Origin of the sequence: Rhodoplanes sp. Z2-YC6860 (genome assembly GCF_001579845.1) — a bacterium.
Classification (GTDB): Bacteria; Pseudomonadota; Alphaproteobacteria; order Rhizobiales; family Xanthobacteraceae; genus Z2-YC6860.
Window position 1 is genome coordinate 5,811,045 of record NZ_CP007440.1, and the last position, 16,037, is coordinate 5,827,081.

Here is a 16,037-nt window from a genome sequence, read left to right on the forward strand (position 1 = left end):
CCTCACCCGGCGGACGCGGTGACTTTGTCCGGCGCGCGACCGAATAACCGCCCGCGCAGCGCACGCGTACCGGCCGCAAGCTGTTCCATGTAGATATAGAGCGTCGGCGTCATGTAGAGCGTGACGAACTGCGACACCAGGAGGCCGCCGACCAGCGCCACGCCGAGCGGCTGGCGAAGCTCCGCGCCGGCGCCGATGCCGAGCGCGATCGGCACGACGCCGAGCAGCGCCGCCAGCGTCGTCATCATGATCGGCCGGAAGCGGAGCTTCGCAGCCTCGAAGATCGCCTCATCGGGAGGCTTGCCCTCGCGCTGCGTCACCAGCGCGACGTCGATCATCATGATGGCATTCTTCTTGACGATGCCGATCAGCATCAACAGACCGACGACAGCGATCAGGCTGAGGTCCATGCCGCACAGACGCAGCGCCAGCAGCGCGCCGATGACCGCCGACGGCAATCCGGTCAGGATCGTGAACGGATGGATGTAGCTCTCGTAGAGGATGCCCAGCACGATATAGATCGTCACCACCGCGGCGATCAGCAGGATGCCCTGGTTGGCGACCGAGTCCTGATAGGTCTTGGCATTGCCGGCGAATGCCGTGGTCAGCGTTGCCGGGAATTTCTGCTCGGTCTTGAGTTCGTCGATCCGCGCCACCGCGTCGCCGAGCGACACGCCGGCCGGCAGATTGAACGACAGCGTCACCGCGGGAAGCTGGCCGAGCTGATTGATGGTGAGCGAACCCGTCGTACGGTCCACATGGGCGAAGGCGCCGATCGGCACGAGCTTGCCGGCGCTGTTGCGGATGCGCACGTCGGGAAGCTCGGCGGTGGTCCAGTTGACCTTGTCGTTGAACTCCATGATCACGGCGAAGCTGTCGCCGGTGCCGAAGATGGTCGAGACCTGGCGGCTGCCGAAGCCGGAATAGAGCGTCGAGCGAAGCTGCGCGGCCGAGATGCCGAGTGAACTGGCCTTGTCCTTGTCGACGACGAGCGTCGCCTGGGTGGCGTTGATCTGCAGGTCGCTGTTGACGTCGGCGAAATGCGGGTCGGCGGCCATCGCCTGGTACATCTTCTGCGAATACTCGTAGAGCTGCGGCCGGTCGAGGCCTTGCAGCACGAACTGGTAGTCCGCACGGCTTGAACGCCCGCCGATCCGCAAATTCTGCACCGCCGAGGCCACGGTGCGGATGCCGGCAATGCGCGCGGTGTCACGGCGGAGATCGGACAGAACCTTCTGCAAGTCCGGCCGCTCGTTGCGCGGCTTCAACTCGACATAGAGCTTGCCGGCGTTCAGCGCGTTGCCGCCGACCACCGAGGCGACGCTCGCCACGTGCGGCGAGCGCTGGTAGGCGTCGGCAACCTGCTGCTGCAGAGCGACCATGGCCTCGAACGACACGTCCTGTCGTGCCTCGGTCGAGACCGAGAGCTGGCCGATGTCCTCCTGCGGGAACAGGCCTTTCGGCGTGGAGACAACAAGCCAAGCAGTGCCGGCCAGCGTGACGAAGAACAGCGCCAGCATCGCGGGCTTGTGGCTGAGACTCGTCTGCAGGGTTCGGTCGTAGCCGCGCTGCACCCTCGCAAAGCCACGCTCGAAGAACGCGGTCCAACCGTGGGGCTCGCCTGCCTTCTCGTGCTCGTCCGGCCGCGGCAGGATTTTCGAGGCCAGCATCGGCGTGAGCGTCAACGACACGAAGGCCGAGGCGGCAATGGCCACGGTCACCACGATCGCGAATTCGTTGAAGATGCGTCCGATGATGCCGCCCATCAGCAGCACCGGGATGAACACCGCGACCAGCGACACCGTGATCGAGATGATGGTGAAGCCGATCTCGCGGCTGCCTTCGAGCGCGGCCTCGAAGGCGCCCAGGCCTTTTTCCTCCATGTGACGGTGGATGTTCTCCACCATCACGATGGCGTCGTCGACCACGAGGCCGACCGCAAGCGTGAGCCCCAGGAGCGAGATGTTGTCGATGCTGAAGTTGAGCAGATACATCGCGCCGAGCGTCGCGATCAGCGAGATCGGCACCGCCAATGCTGGGATCACGGTGGCCGAGACTTTGCGCAGGAACAGGAAGATCACCATGATCACCAGCGCAACGGTCAGCGCCAGCGTGAGCTGCACGTCATGCACGGCTTCGCGGATCGACGTGGAGCGGTCGTTGAGGACGTTCAACGCGGCCCCGCGCGGCAACTGACTCTCGAAGCTCGGCAGGAGCTTCTTGATCTGATCGACCACGTCGACCGTGTTGGCCTCCGGCTGGCGATAGACGCCGAGCAGGATCGCGCGGGTGCCGTTGTACCAGCTTGCGGTCTGATTGTTCTCGACGGAGTCGGACACGACGGCGAGTTCGCCGAGCCGGATTGGCCGGTCATTGCGCACCGCGACGATGATGTTGCGGAACTGGTCGGCGTTGGACAGTTCGGTCCGCGCCTGGATGGTGAGCGCCTGCTGAGTATTTTTCAGTGTGCCGATCGGCGTGTTGGCATTGGCGGCGGCGATCGCGGCCTGGACCTCGTCCACGCCGATGCCGCGCGCGGCCAGGGTGTCGGGATTGAGCTGGATGCGCACCGCATACTTCTGGCTGCCGAACACTTGCAACTGCGCCACGCCGTCGATGGTCGACAGTGCCGGCGAGACCACCTGCTGGGCGAAGGCGTCGAGGTCCTGCAGCGGCGCAATCTTGCTGCTGAGCGCCAGGAGCAGGATCGGCGCGTCCGCGGGATTGACCTTGCGGTAGCTCGGCGGGTCGGTCATCTCCTGCGGCAGTTGCTTCTGCACGCGCGCGATGGCCGACTGCACATCGGCCGCAGCGGCGTCGATGTCGCGGCTGAGCTCGAACGTGATGGTGATCTGGGTCTGGCCCTGCGAGCTGCTCGAGCTGATCGAGTCGATGCCGGCGATCGCCGAGAACTGCTTGATCAAAGGCGTCGCGACCGCGTTGGCCATGGTGTCGGGCGAGGCGCCGGACAGCGTTGCCGTGACGTTGACGGTCGGGAACTCGGTGCGCGGCAACGCCGCCACCGGCAGGAACATATAGGCGAACATGCCCGACACCACGAGCGCCGCCGACATCAGGGTCGTGGCGACCGAGTGGCGGATGCAGAATTCGGAGACGTTCATTTCGCGGCCTCGGACTCGGTCGGCTGGCTGGCGCCCGCGGCCTTGCCGGCATTCGATGACGTGCCTTCGGCGACGCGCGCCTTGTCAACGAGGCGCATCTGCCCTTCGACGATGACCTTGTCGCCATCATTGACGCCGGAGGCGAGCGCGGCGCGGTCGCCTTCAACGCCGACCAGTTCGACCTTGTGCATCTCGGCTGTCTTGCCGTCCTTGACGATGAACACGAACGGTCCGTCCTGGCCGCTCTGGATCGCGACCGTGGGAATCATCACGGTGTTGGGACGCTTCGAGAGATCGATCTCGACGTCGACATACATGCCGGGCCAGAGCTTGAAGTCTTCATTGGCGAACTTGGCCTTCACCGCGATGGTGCCGGAGGCGGTGTCGACCGCGCTGTCGAGGAATTCGAGCTCGCCGGTGGAGAGCGCATCCTTCTCGCCCGGCGCATAGACCCGCACCACCGCGGGTGGCTTGGTGATGTAGGCTTTGCGGATGAGCGACAGGTCCCGCTCGGCAAGCGTGAAGCTGACGCGGATCGGACGGACCTGGGTGATGGTCACAAGCCCGTTGGGATCGCTGGAGCTGACGAGATTGCCCGGCGTGACGCGAATGAGGCCCGTGCGCCCGCTGATCGGCGCCTCGATCGTGGTGTAGTCGAGCTTGACCTGGTCGCCGCGAAGCTGCGCCTTGTCGGCCTCGACCGTGGCCAGCGCGACCTTGTGATCCGCATTGGCCTGATCCAATTGCTGCTGCGGGATGGCGTTGGTTGCGGCCAGGCGTTTGTAGCGTTCGAGATCGAGCTCCGTTCGATCCGCGGTGGCCTGGTCCTTCTCGACCTGCGCCTGATCGCGGGCGACGGCAGCCTTCACGTCGCGATCGTCGAGCGTGAACAGAAGGTCGCCCTTCTTGACGAGCTGGCCGTCGCGGATGTGCTGCTCGGTCACCTGGCTGTCGAGGCGCGATTTGACGACGACGGTCGCGATCGACTCGACAATGCCGATGGTGCGGCGGCGGATGGCGAACTCCTCGGCTTTCGCCGCGGTGGTCGTGACCGGGGCCGCGGTGTCCCGGCCGGCACGTCGTGTTGAAGAGGTATCGGAGGACGTGCGGTAGAAAAATGCCGCGGCACAAAGCACGACAACGAGGCTGACGATCCAAAAAATCCGCTGTCGAATCACAGGGCCCCCGGCAATCTGTTATCTCGCCCGTCTATCATGGCTCATGAATTTCTCCACGGCCGCGTCATCATATTCGAGCCGGCAGCGGCATAGGTATCTGCGTATAGAAAATTATATGTACGAAGCCGGGCTCAATTAGTGGAACTTCGCGTTGTGCTGCGGGTTTCACTTGGTTTTCCGCCCCAACCAGGAGGACTGCAATGAAAGCATTGATTGCTGCAACCGCCGCTGCGGTATTGATTTCAGGTGCCGCCCTGGCCGATCCAGCGGCGAAGGCAAACACCGCCGATCCCGGCAGTGCGCCGAAAGCCCACAACGCGACTGTGAAGGGCCGGGCCAATGATGCGCCGGCTCGCGCCGACACGTCCGATCCGAACAGTGCGCCGGGCGTTTCGCGGTCGAGCAAGATCAAGCGTGGCGCCAACGACAGCGCCGCAAAGGCCAACACCCGCGATCCGGGCAGCACGCCGACGACGGGCTCGCGGTAGCGAGTCAAATGAATGCAAAAGGGCCGCTCTCGGGCGGCCCTTTTCATTTGGGTGAGGCCTGCGAGGCCTATTTCAGTCCCGCGAGCCGCTTCACGGTTTCGGTGACCTCGACCACCGACGGCGGTGAGCCTTTGGCGCCAAGCACCTCGATCGGCCCCTGCCCCATCGGCCCCGTCAACTTCGGCTCGCTGCCGAGAAAGATCGCGGTGAGTGGCACGCCGAGGGCTGCCGCAAGATGAAGCAATCCGGTGTCGACGCCGACCACGAAGGATGCGCCGGCAATCAGCCGCGCCACCTGATCGAGCGGCTGGCGCTCCGGCACCCGCACGCGCGGTGACGCGCTCGCGATGCGCGCCGCGCGCTCGCGCTCCGCGTCATTGCCGTGCAGCGCCACAAGATCGATGTCGCTCTGTCCGAGCGCCACGGCAAACATCCGCCAGTTTTCCTCCGGCCATTCCTTGCCCGCTTGCGCCGTCGCATGCAGTAGCACGCCGTAAGGCTTCTCGCTCGGTGCACGAAGCGCCGCACGGTCGAGTCCGAAATCCGGGGCGCCCGCGCACGCATAGCCCAACGCCGCGGCGGTCAGCGCGCGGTTGCGCGCGATCGCGTGCTGATTCCATTCGACCGGATGCTTGACGTCGTAGAAGCGCGACGCGAGAGGCTCCTTGATGCTCTTGCTGTCGTAGCCGCGCCGCCGCCCTCGTGCGAGGCGCGCGATCAGCGCCGACTTGAGCAGGCCTTGCGTGTCGACGATCTCATCGAAGCTTCTGGCCTGAACGGCGCGGCGGAATGCCGACACCTGCGCCCAGGTCGAAGGCGCCATCAGCGTCTTTCGCCAACGGCGCACCGCGACCGGGATCACCTCATTCACGGCCGGATGCAGCCGGGCGAGCGGCGCGAAGGCCTCCTCCACCACCCAGGCGAAGCGAACGCCCGGCAGATGCGCCCGCGCCTCGGTCATGGCCGGCATCTGATGGATCACGTCCCCCAGCGACGAAGTCTTGATGAAAAGCACGTCCTTCATGGATGGCCGGCCGCAATCACTCGATTTTTCCGCAGTTCATATACCTGCCATTAATCAACCGGGCCACTTCCGGCCGTTGGCGGACCGCCGCGATAACGCCCTTTATACAGGTCAAAGCCTAAAGCTCCCGTCGAAGAACTACGGGGACCGAACCATGACCGTCCTTGTCACCGGGGGCGCTGGCTATATCGGCAGCCACACGGTGCACGATCTCGTCGACGCCGGCGAGCGCGTGGTCGTGCTCGACAACCTTTCGACCGGTTTCGTGTCGGCACTGCCGCGGCCCATGCTGCCGGTGGTCGGCGATGTCGGCGATCAGGCGCTGGTCGCTTCGCTGATCGAACGGCACCGCGTCGAGGCGATCATCCATTTCGCGGGCTCCACCATCGTGCCGGAATCGATGAAGGACCCGCTTGGCTATTACGGTAACAACACCGCGAATTCGCGCGCGCTGATCGAGGCCGCGGTCAACGGCGGCGTGAAACACTTCATCTTCTCCTCGACCGCAGCGGTCTACGGCAATCCGGCGCGCGTGCCGGTGTTCGAGGATGACCCGACCGTGCCGCTGTCGCCTTACGGCTGGTCGAAGCTGATGACCGAGCAGATGCTGCGCGACACGTCGGCGGCGCATCCGCTCACCCACGTGGCGCTGCGCTACTTCAACGTGGCGGGCGCCGATCCGAAGCTCCGCACCGGCTTGCAGACGCCGGGCGCGACGCACCTCATCAAGGTGGCGGTCGAGGCGGCGCTTGGCCGCCGCGGGCGCATCGACGTGTTCGGCTCCGATTACGACACGCCGGACGGCACCTGCATCCGCGATTTCATCCATGTCAGCGATCTGGCGCGGGCGCATCGCGCGGCACTGAACTATCTGCGCTCGGGCCGCAAGAGCGTAACGCTCAATTGCGGCTATGGCCGCGGCTATTCGGTGCGCGAGGTGCTGGACGCCGTGACCCGCGGCGCCGGCCATCCGTTCCCTGTCAAATTCGCCGGCCGCCGCGACGGCGACATCGTGGTCTCGGTCGCGGGCGCCAAGCGGATCCGCGAGGTGCTCGACTGGACGCCGGAGTTCGAGAACCTTGACACCATCGTCGGCCACGCGCTCGCCTGGGAGCACAAGCTCAAGGCCAAGGATGCGCCCTTCCGCGAGGCACTTTCCGCCTAAGTACAAGCCTGGACGAAATATTTTCCGCTTTTAACTTGAAAAAGCCGGACGCTGCGGGCAAGGAACGGCCTGGCCCCTTGCCGCGCCGTTCGGTGGTCGGGTCAGTGTGCAATGGCCACGGCCCGATCGCGGATGAGCGAAAGAAAACGATCCAGATTCTTCAAGCAGGATGACGGCAGCGCGCTGGTGCGGCGATTGCTGACCGAGCAGGCCTGGAGCCTGCGGCACCAGTACGCCATCGCCTTCGTGCTGATGGGCATTGGCGCGGGCGGCACCGCGCTTGGCGCCTATCTGATCGGCAACGTGATCAACGCGGCCTACGTCGACAAGAACCTGCCGGCGATCATCTCGCTTGCGATCGTCACTGCGATTATCTTCATCGTCAAGGCGCTCGCGACCTACGGTCACGGGGTGATGCTGGCGCGGATCGGCAACCACATCATCGCGATGAACCAGCGGCGCATGTTCGACGCGCTGATCACGCAAAGCATCGGCTTCTTTTCGGAGCGGCACTCGTCGGAGTTCATGGCGCGGCTGACCACCGGCGCCAACGCGGCGAGCGTCGTGATCAATCTCCTGGTCACCGCGATCGGCCGCGATCTGCTGTCGCTGATCGGTCTTGTCGCGGTGATGTTCTATCAGGACCCCGCGATGTCGGCGTTCACGTTCTTCGTGGCGCCGCCGGCCTTCATCCTGCTCCGCAAGATGATCCGCCGCATCTATTCGATCTCACGGAACCAGTTCCACGGCGGCGCGCGCATTCTGGAGACGCTCCAGGAAACCGTGCAAGGCATCCGCATCGTCAAAGCCTACACGATGGAAGACGTGATGCGGGCGCGGCTCGAAAAGAACGTGACCGAGCTCGAACACGAATCCAACAAGTGGGCGCGTGTGGCGCACCGCGCGAGCCCGCTGATGGAAGGTCTCGGCGGGATCGCGATCGCCGGCGCGCTGGTCTATGGCGGCTTCCGTGTGCTGCAGACGGGCGCCACGCCCGGGCAGTTCTTCTCGTTCCTCGCGGCCTTCATGCTGGCCTATGAGCCCGCCAAGCGGCTGGCGCGGCTCAACATCGAGCTGAACTCCGGCCTGGTCGGCGTCCGCGTCCTGTTCGAGATCATCGACGCGCCGCCAACCGAGCCCGCCGACACCAACAAGCCGCCGCTCAAGATCACGCAAGCGCGCATCGATTTCCAGGACGTGCTGTTCGGCTACCGGCCGCAGGAGGTCACGATCCGCGGCATGACGTTCACCGTCGAGCCCGGCAAGATGACCGCGCTGGTCGGGCCGTCAGGCGGCGGCAAGTCGACGGTGTTCAACCTGATGATGCGGTTCTACGAGCCGAACGCCGGCACCATCCGGATCGACGGCCAGAACATCGCCGAAACGTCGCGGCACTCGCTGCGCGAGCAGGTGGCCTATGTCGGGCAGGACGTGTTCCTGTTCCACGGCACGATCCGCGAAAATATCGCGATCGGCAAACCTGGCGCGAGCGAGGACGAGATCGTCGCGGCCGCCAAGGCGGCCCATGCTCACGAATTCATCAGCGCGTTCCCGGCGGGTTACGACACCCAGGTCGGCGAGCGCGGCATGCAGCTCTCCGGCGGCGAGCGCCAGCGCGTCGCGATTGCACGGGCGCTCATCAGGAACGCCCAAATCATCCTGCTGGACGAGGCGACCGCCGCGCTCGACTCGCAGTCGGAACGGCTGGTGCAGGACGCCATGACGGTGCTCTGCGAAGGTCGCACCACGATCGCCATCGCTCATCGGCTGCACACCATCACGCACGCCGACCGCATTCTGGTGGTCGAGAGCGGCGCCATCGTCGAGTCCGGCCGCCACGAGGAGCTCCTTCGCAAGAACGGCCGCTACGCGGCTTTCTACCGGCTCCAGATCCAGCACGATCAGGAACCGCCGGCGCCCATTTCAATCGCCTCGGCTTAGAGCGTGGACGCATTGACGCGCAGCCATACCTGATCGCGCGCTGAATCAATGCGAGATGGTTTGCCGCAAGCTTGCCGTGGCGTTCTGGAACGCGGCGACACGGATTGTTCGCGCTGAACCAGATCGGCTTGTTGCACGCCGCCAACCAACGAACCGGTAGGCTGGTGTGGCTCCAACCCGGTATTGGGGAGCCAGCGCAATGCACCTCACTAAAACGTCATTTGCCGACCCGTAGACCAAGACAAGCTGCGCTGACACATTTGATCGCGGCTATTTGGCTCGCCGGGTCAGGTCCTGGCCTGTCGAGCCAGCCATAACAAGAAACTGATCTTTGCATTGCGCCGGCACCATGGGCGGATGCCGGCGATCTATGAATTCATTTTCAATAGGGAGGCGAGAGTCATGAAACGAACTCCACTCTTTATGACGATGGCTGGTGCAGTGTCGCTTGCTGTTGCAAGCGGGATAGCCCTTGCCGCGCAGGACAAGTACACCGTGAAGGTGCCGGGCGGACTCGCATTCTCCGAGTTCAAGGGATACGAAAGCTGGCAGGTCGTAGCCACCAGTCAGAACGACAAGTTGGCCGCTGTGATCCTCGCCAATCCCGTGATGATCAAGGCCTTCCAGGCTGGCGCTCCCGGCAATGGCAAGACCTTCCCCGACGGCTCCAAGATGGCGAAAATCCATTGGACGCCGAAAAAGAACTCGTACTTCCCGGATACGACAATTCCGGGCGCCCTGCATGACGTAGACTTCATGGTGAAGAGCAGCAAGAGGTTCGCGGACAGCGGCGGGTGGGGCTGGGCCGTGTTCAAGTATGACGCCGCGTCCGAGACGTTTTCGCCCGGCACCACGGCCGACCAGCCGCCGCAGGGGAACGATGCCAAGTGCGGGTTTTCGTGCCACACGACGGTGAAGGCGAGAGACTACGTCTTCACAGATTACGGCAAGCGCTGAACCGAGTTGTCGTCAGGCCGTCCGCGCGACAGCCGCACCGCGTCCCCTTGAGTGTGAAGCGTCAGTCTTGACCCACGGCTCGCCTGCTTCGGCTCGCCAGTCCCGGCGGGCCGGTCAGGCGGCCGGAACCCGCCTTTGACGCAGGCCACCGCCGTGTTATGGGGACGCCGCAAACTCCCACCCATTCCAACCGAAAAGCCAGCATGAGCAACGGCAAGCACTACGTCATTCCGCCGCCGCCCCAGGCCGCCCTTGCGGTCGCCGGATCGAGCGATCTGTTCCCGGTCCGCCGCATCTGGTGCGTCGGCCGCAACTATCTCGAGCACATCAAGGAGATGGGCCAGGACGAGCGCGAGCCGCCGTTCTTCTTCGCCAAGCCCGCCGACGCGATCGTGCCGGACGGCGGCACCTCGCCCTATCCGTCCCTGACCAAGGACATGCACCACGAGGTCGAGCTGGTGGTCGCGCTCAAGAGCGGCGGCCGCTACATCCCGGTCGACAAGGCGCTCGACTGCGTCTGGGGCTACGGCGTCGGCATCGACCTGACCCGCCGCGACCTGCAGATCGCCTCGCGCGACATCAAGCGGCCGTGGGAAGTCGGCAAGGCGTTCGACGCCTCGGCGCCGTGCGGCCCGTTGATGCCGGTCAGCCGCATCGGCCACCCGAGCAAGGGCAAGATCGTGCTCAAGTGCAACGGCAAGGTCCGCCAGGATGGCGACCTCGCGCAGATGATCTGGAACGTGCCGGAGACGATCTCCAAGCTGTCGGAAATGGTGGCGCTCGATGCGGGCGACATCATCATGACCGGCACGCCATCGGGCGTTGCGGCTTGCGTTGCGGGCGACAAGCTCGAATGCGAGGTCGAGGGTGTCGGCAAGCTGACGGTCATGATCGGCCAGCCGCTGAAATAATCAGCAGCGTCGTTCGACGAAATGCACAGCCCGCCGGCGAAAATCGGCGGGCTCTTTCATTTTCCGTGACATTGGGGCGCAACCCGGCAGCCTGGATTGGAAGAGTGGAACTGTCTAGTCTTGCAAAGACAGCGCAACTGACAAAGCGTCGATCAACGCGATTTCAGGACGTCCGGACCAGATCGCTTGAAAATCGCCATTTACAATTTGCATTTTGAAACTTTTGGCGGCGGAGAACGTCGCACGGCGGCTCTCGCCGCACATCTCGCCAAGAAGCACCGGGTTACGCTTTTTGTGCACCGGCCGGTCTCGATCGAGGCGATCAAGACAATCTTCCGGATAGATCTCTCCAGCGTCGAAATCATTCCGTTGCAGAACACGGATCACGCGACAGAAATTGCCGGGCGGCAGTTCGACTTGTTCGTCAACAATTCGCACGGCAGCGATCTGCGAAATCCGACGCCCAACGGAATATACATGTGCATGTTCCCGGAGGCCGAGCGACTCGATCTCGACAGCTATCGGATCATCACAGCCAATTCCCGATTTACCGCCCGATGGATCGAGAAGCGATGGGGCCGCTCGTCGGAAATCGTGTACTCCGCCTGCCAGGACATGGGGCCACCGTCCAGGAAGGAAAAAATCATTCTCAATGTCGGACGGTTTTTCGCGGACAGCGCGATCGTCCACCACAAGCGGCAGGATGCGTTGCTTCAGACCTTCAAACGACTCGTCGATGGCGGCCTTCACGGCTGGAATTTAGTTCTCGCCGGAATGGTTGGAACTCGTCAGGAGGACAAGACATTCGTCGAGACATTGCGAAACGAGGCCGTCGGCTATCCCATCCAAATTCGTCCCGCCATCGAATTCGCCGAACTTCAAGCGTTGTATCGGAAGTCGTCAATCTACTGGCACGCGACAGGGCTTGGAACGTCGGCGCTTGAGCATCCGGGCAAGCAAGAACATCTCGGCATGTCGATCATCGAGGCCATGTCCGCGGGTGCGGTGCCGGTCGTGTTCAACGCCGGAGGCCCGCAAGAGATCGTCAATCACGGCGTCGATGGGTTTCTGTGGGATCATCGGTCCGAGCTTGAGACATTGAGCCTTGGCCTGATCGAGAAGCCGGCTATGCTTCAGAGCATGTCGGCGGCCGCCGTTAAACGCAGCAAAGCATTCAACGTCGCCCAATTTCTGGCGCGCATGGACAGCGTCATCTATAAGCTTATTCCACCCCATATTGGGTGGCTCGCTCAAGCGAGAGGATATATTGCGCGATGGAGATGAGACCGATCGTGCGCCGGAGCGCCACGATTGGTAACATGCGAAGGTTCATCCTGTGACGAGCCGGCAAACGACGGCCGGTCAGACGGACGCCATGAAATACGACATCGAGGCCGATTGGGTTCTGCTCGACACCTGCAACTACCGTTGCGGTTATTGTCCGATCCCGCATGAAAAACTCGGATCCAAGATCCACACGTTTGCCACCGTCGACGCGTGGCGGGCAGCTTTCGATGCGAGCGGAAAGACCTGGCTGGCGCACATCACTGGCGGCGAACCAAGCGCCTATCCGGATTTTGTCGAACTGTGCGAAGCCCTCACGGACAAACACTACATCTCGCTCAACTCCAACATGAGCAACCGATCGCTGATCCGGTTTGCAAACTCGATCGATCCATCGCGCGTGAGCTTCATCAATGCAGGCCTTCATCTGGAAGAACGGCAGCATCGGTCGGGCGTCGACGCGTTTCTCCGTCACGCGCAAGAGCTGCGCGTCACCGGCTTCCGGATTCTGGTTTCAGTGGTGGCCACGCCTTCGATCCTCGAGCGATTTGAGGAAGCCATCAGACTGCTCGAACCGATTGGGCTGTTCCCAATTCCGAAACTGATGCGCGGTCCATTCGCCGGCGCACTCTATCCGAATGCCTATACCGACGCGGACAAGAGCCGCTTCCGCACCTATTCGCGGCTGGCTCGCGAGTTTTATCGTGAAATCCTTTCGCGCATCGACGAGCCGCCGAGCCTCGGCATGCTCCACGACGACGCTTATGTGGATGCCGTTCCCGATTTCACGGGCCGGATGTGCGAGGCGGGACGTAAATTCATCCAGCTCGAGCCGAACGGCGACGTGTTTCGTTGCGGCGGGAAAGATCGCCAGGGCAACCTGCTTGACGGTTCGTTCGTCAGGCGTCTTCGTGCGGAGCCGTGCAACAGCACCCACTGCTATTACTTCTGCAACAAATACGTCGCTCCGGAGGCGACCGGCGCATGGACCCTGCCCCGGCAATGGTGGTCACGACTGCGTGGAGGCTCCTCCCGCGTCGACGGATGACCTGAAAGTCCGGCAATACGCTGGACGGCTGAGCGGCCGATGTGGAGGTCACGACCGCGGCGTTCGTGGCCGTCGTTGCCTTGGCAAGCTGACCGTCACGATCGGCCAGCCGCTGAAATAACCGGCAGTGTCCTTCGATGAAGTTCAAAGCCCGCCGGTGAAAATCGGCGGGCTTTGTGTTGCGCACTATTGTGAACGCAGACGTTTCAAATCGATCCTCATCTCGAGGCAGGCAATCCATTCGATATAGCTCGGCGAGTAGACATTCGGTCTGATGCAGAAATTCTTGTAACTTGGCGGGATGTCCTTCCAGGCCGCGAGGATTGCGGCTCGTGCCCCCTGCTCAGATGCCATGCAGGATTGAAAAGCCTTCTCGGCGGCATCGCCCGAGCTATTGCCCATCAGATATTGCGCCGACTTCGCGGATGTCCGGCAACGCTTTTGGAGGTCGATGGTCGGAACGACGCTCGCCGCAGCCGCAATGCTCGTCAACAAAATAACCGCGACCGGCACGGCAACACACAATCTGGCAATCATGTCCCCCTCCAGATCCCTACAAATGCTAGCAGGAAAGGAACACGGCTCACAGGCGCTGAAACGGCTAAAAAACGGACATTGCTTTTTCTTCCAAGCGGACGCCTAGACCAGCAGATTGACGGCCTGCCCGTTCACCTGACCGGATGGCTGAGCCGCCGATGAGGCGGTCACGACCGTTGCACTCGTGGCGGTCGGCGCAGTCAACGAACCGCCGAACGTCACCGCGCTCTGATCGCCGGTCACGACCCCGTTCTTGGTCTCTGGTTTCGTGGGATTCTGAGCGTCATCCGTCTTCGGGTGCGGATCGACACCACGCTTCGCCTTCGAGACGTCGCACGAGCAGGTGCACAAGAAGCCGTTGACGACGCTGATCACAAGAGTGTCCCCCGGAATGGGACCGTAGAGTTGGCGGGTAAACAACCGCCGAGGCCCACCCCGCCGCAGCTTCAAAACGCCGTGACCACAACGGCCCGCCGCCGGCTGACCGTCACACATCGTAAACGGAGCGTTAACGGAACCAAGGCACACTGAGCGCGTTGATGTCGCCGCCGGGCCGATTGAATCCGAAATGGGCAGAACTAGCCCATTGTTTGCGCAAGCGATTTCTTGATCGCGCGCTAGGCTCTTGGCAGGTGATTCGAAATGACCATCCCGATGGCAATGTCCGCAAGCGAAGATGCCGCTTCGTCCGGCGGCAACGCGTTCGACATGGTGAAGGCTCGCGCGCTGGTGCAGCGGCTGCACGCCGCCGGCCGCCGCTCGACCTCTGAGCTGCTGCACGAGTTGCGCCGGGCGTTTCCCGAAGCATCGCTCGCGGTGCGGGTCGGTGCCTTGCAGGCGCTGTCCCGGCGCTAGGGTCCGAAGAATTCGATCTCCCCGAATTGAAGCTTCGGAGTTTGCGACCGATCGCTCCGTTCGACGAAATGGAATTGCACTCCAAGAATCACATTCCGAGATAGGCCTGCCGCACGCGGTCGTCGGCGAGCAACTCCGCGCCGCTGCCAGACAGTGTCACCCGGCCGTTCTCCAGCACGTAGGCGCGGCTCGCGAGCTTCAGCGACACCGCAACGTTCTGCTCGACCAGCACGCAGGTGAGCCCGTCGCGGTTGAGTTCGCGGATGGTCTGCAGCATCGCCTGCACGATCGCGGGAGCTAAGCCCAGCGACGGCTCGTCGAACATCACAAGGTCGGGCTTGCCCATGAGGCAGCGGCCGATCGCGAGCATCTGCTGCTCGCCGCCGGACAGCGTGCCGGCCGCTTGCGCTTTGCGTTCAGCAAGCCGCGGAAACATCGCGAACATGCGCTCGAGGTTTTTTGCCTGCTCATGCTTCGCGCGCGGCAACAGCGCGCCCATCTCGAGGTTCTCGAGCACCGTCAGCGTCGGAAACACCTGACGGCCTTCGGCGACCTGGCCGATCCCGAGGTTGCAGACCTTGTAGGACGGCAGACTCTCGATGTTCTGACCGCGCAAGCTGATACGGCCGCCGAGGGGCCGCAGCATGCCGGCGATGGTGCGGATCAGCGTGGTCTTGCCGGCGCCGTTTGCCCCAACGATCGCGACGATCGCGCCTTCGGCGACTTCGAGCGACACATCGTCGAGCGCGCGGACGTCGCCGTAGGCCACCTCGAGGTTCTTGACCGAAAGCATCACAACGCCTCCGCGCCGAGATAGGACTGCACCACCGCCGGCTCGCGCACCACATCGGCCGGCAGGCCTTCGGCAATGGCGGCGCCGTGATGCAGCACCAGCACACGGGTCGCAAGCGACATCACCGCGCGCATCACATGCTCGATCAGCAGGATGGTCAGGCCGTCCTTGTTGAGCGCCTTCAGGATCTCGACCATGCGGTCGGTTTCGGTCGGGCGCAGGCCCGCCATCACCTCGTCGAGCAGCAGGAGCTTCGGTTCGGTCGCGAGCGCACGCGCGACTTCAAGCCGCTTGCGGTCGGGCAGCGTGAGCGACCCCGCGGTCTGCAGCCGCCTGTCGTGGAGATCGAGCTTGCGCAGCACCTCATGGGCGCGAGCCATCGCCGCCTTCGGATCGGCGTGCCGCAACAGTGCGCCGACCATCACGTTGTCCTCGACGGTCAGCGCCGGGAACGGCCGGACGATCTGGAACGTGCGCCCGATGCCGCGACGGCAGACCTCGTCCGGCGTCAACCCTTCGATGCGCTCGCCACGGAACGTGATGGCGCCGCTGTTGGGCGCAAACATGCCGGCGATCAGGTTGAACATCGTGGTCTTGCCGGCTCCGTTCGGGCCGATCACGGCGAAGATCGCACCCTCGGGCACCGAGAAGCTCACATCGGCGACGGCGCGGAGCCCGCTGAAGTTCTTGGAGACGCCTGCGACCTCGAGTATCGCCGAATCTTGCATCGCCAT

At 63.5% G+C, this 16,037-nt stretch carries 15 protein-coding genes; 8 read left to right on the plus strand and 7 right to left on the minus strand.

Translation table 11 applies throughout. The features are described from left to right. Window positions 1-2: 2 nt before the first annotated feature. Window positions 3-3,122, minus strand: a complete 3,120-nt coding sequence (locus RHPLAN_RS27430; protein WP_068024915.1) for an efflux RND transporter permease subunit — start codon at window positions 3,120-3,122, stop codon at window positions 3-5. Beyond that, window positions 3,119-4,300, minus strand: a complete 1,182-nt coding sequence (locus RHPLAN_RS27435) for an efflux RND transporter periplasmic adaptor subunit (RefSeq protein WP_068024918.1) — start codon at window positions 4,298-4,300, stop codon at window positions 3,119-3,121. Before RHPLAN_RS27435 ends, RHPLAN_RS27430 begins: the two co-directional genes overlap by 4 nt. A 200-nt stretch (window positions 4,301-4,500) precedes the next feature. On the opposite strand from RHPLAN_RS27435, the gene RHPLAN_RS27440 reads away from it, so the two are divergent. Then, on the plus strand, window positions 4,501-4,788 hold the full coding sequence (locus RHPLAN_RS27440; protein ID WP_068024921.1) for a hypothetical protein: 288 nt from the start codon (window positions 4,501-4,503) through the stop codon (window positions 4,786-4,788). Window positions 4,789-4,855: 67 nt separating this feature from the next. Here RHPLAN_RS27440 and waaC read toward each other — a convergent pair whose 3' ends face one another. Further along, window positions 4,856-5,812 carry a lipopolysaccharide heptosyltransferase I gene (waaC, locus tag RHPLAN_RS27445; protein WP_068024924.1) on the minus strand — a complete coding sequence of 319 codons (957 nt, stop codon included), beginning with the start codon at window positions 5,810-5,812 and terminating at the stop codon, window positions 4,856-4,858. 154 nt (window positions 5,813-5,966) lie between these two features. Between waaC and galE the strand changes: the two genes are divergently transcribed. The 6 genes from galE to RHPLAN_RS27475 all read left to right on the plus strand — a co-directional run bounded on the left by galE (window position 5,967) and on the right by RHPLAN_RS27475 (window position 13,118). After that, complete coding sequence (gene galE, locus RHPLAN_RS27450; protein WP_068024927.1) at window positions 5,967-6,977, plus strand: UDP-glucose 4-epimerase GalE; 1,011 nt, start codon at window positions 5,967-5,969, stop codon at window positions 6,975-6,977. Between the two features lie 132 nt (window positions 6,978-7,109). Then, on the plus strand, window positions 7,110-8,918 hold the full coding sequence (locus RHPLAN_RS27455; RefSeq protein WP_068024929.1) for an ABC transporter ATP-binding protein: 1,809 nt from the start codon (window positions 7,110-7,112) through the stop codon (window positions 8,916-8,918). Between the two features lie 402 nt (window positions 8,919-9,320). Continuing rightward, a complete protein-coding gene (locus tag RHPLAN_RS27460) occupies window positions 9,321-9,875 on the plus strand; it encodes a cytochrome P460 family protein (protein WP_068031917.1) in 555 nt (184 codons plus the stop codon). Between the two features lie 203 nt (window positions 9,876-10,078). Further along, window positions 10,079-10,786 (plus strand): fumarylacetoacetate hydrolase family protein, encoded by a 708-nt coding sequence (locus RHPLAN_RS27465; RefSeq protein ID WP_068024932.1) that lies wholly within the window; start codon window positions 10,079-10,081, stop codon window positions 10,784-10,786. 186 nt (window positions 10,787-10,972) lie between these two features. Further along, complete coding sequence (locus RHPLAN_RS27470; RefSeq protein WP_068024935.1) at window positions 10,973-12,070, plus strand: glycosyltransferase; 1,098 nt, start codon at window positions 10,973-10,975, stop codon at window positions 12,068-12,070. Between the two features lie 91 nt (window positions 12,071-12,161). Next, window positions 12,162-13,118, plus strand: a complete 957-nt coding sequence (locus RHPLAN_RS27475; protein WP_157100518.1) for a radical SAM protein — start codon at window positions 12,162-12,164, stop codon at window positions 13,116-13,118. Window positions 13,119-13,304: 186 nt separating this feature from the next. Here RHPLAN_RS27475 and RHPLAN_RS27480 read toward each other — a convergent pair whose 3' ends face one another. Further along, the gene (locus RHPLAN_RS27480) at window positions 13,305-13,655 is read right to left on the minus strand and encodes a hypothetical protein (protein WP_068024941.1); all 351 of its coding nucleotides are present in this window, start codon (window positions 13,653-13,655) and stop codon (window positions 13,305-13,307) included. Window positions 13,656-13,757: 102 nt separating this feature from the next. Beyond that, window positions 13,758-14,030, minus strand: a complete 273-nt coding sequence (locus RHPLAN_RS27485; RefSeq protein ID WP_068024943.1) for a hypothetical protein — start codon at window positions 14,028-14,030, stop codon at window positions 13,758-13,760. A gap of 267 nt (window positions 14,031-14,297) precedes the next feature. Between RHPLAN_RS27485 and RHPLAN_RS27490 the strand changes: the two genes are divergently transcribed. Next, window positions 14,298-14,510, plus strand: a complete 213-nt coding sequence (locus RHPLAN_RS27490) for a hypothetical protein (RefSeq protein WP_068024946.1) — start codon at window positions 14,298-14,300, stop codon at window positions 14,508-14,510. A gap of 88 nt (window positions 14,511-14,598) precedes the next feature. Here the strand turns inward: RHPLAN_RS27490 and RHPLAN_RS27495 are convergent, their stop codons facing one another. After that, complete coding sequence (locus tag RHPLAN_RS27495) at window positions 14,599-15,303, minus strand: ABC transporter ATP-binding protein (protein WP_068024949.1); 705 nt, start codon at window positions 15,301-15,303, stop codon at window positions 14,599-14,601. Then, complete coding sequence (locus RHPLAN_RS27500) at window positions 15,303-16,037, minus strand: ABC transporter ATP-binding protein (RefSeq protein WP_237179923.1); 735 nt, start codon at window positions 16,035-16,037, stop codon at window positions 15,303-15,305. The genes RHPLAN_RS27495 and RHPLAN_RS27500 overlap by 1 nt, the downstream gene beginning before the upstream one ends.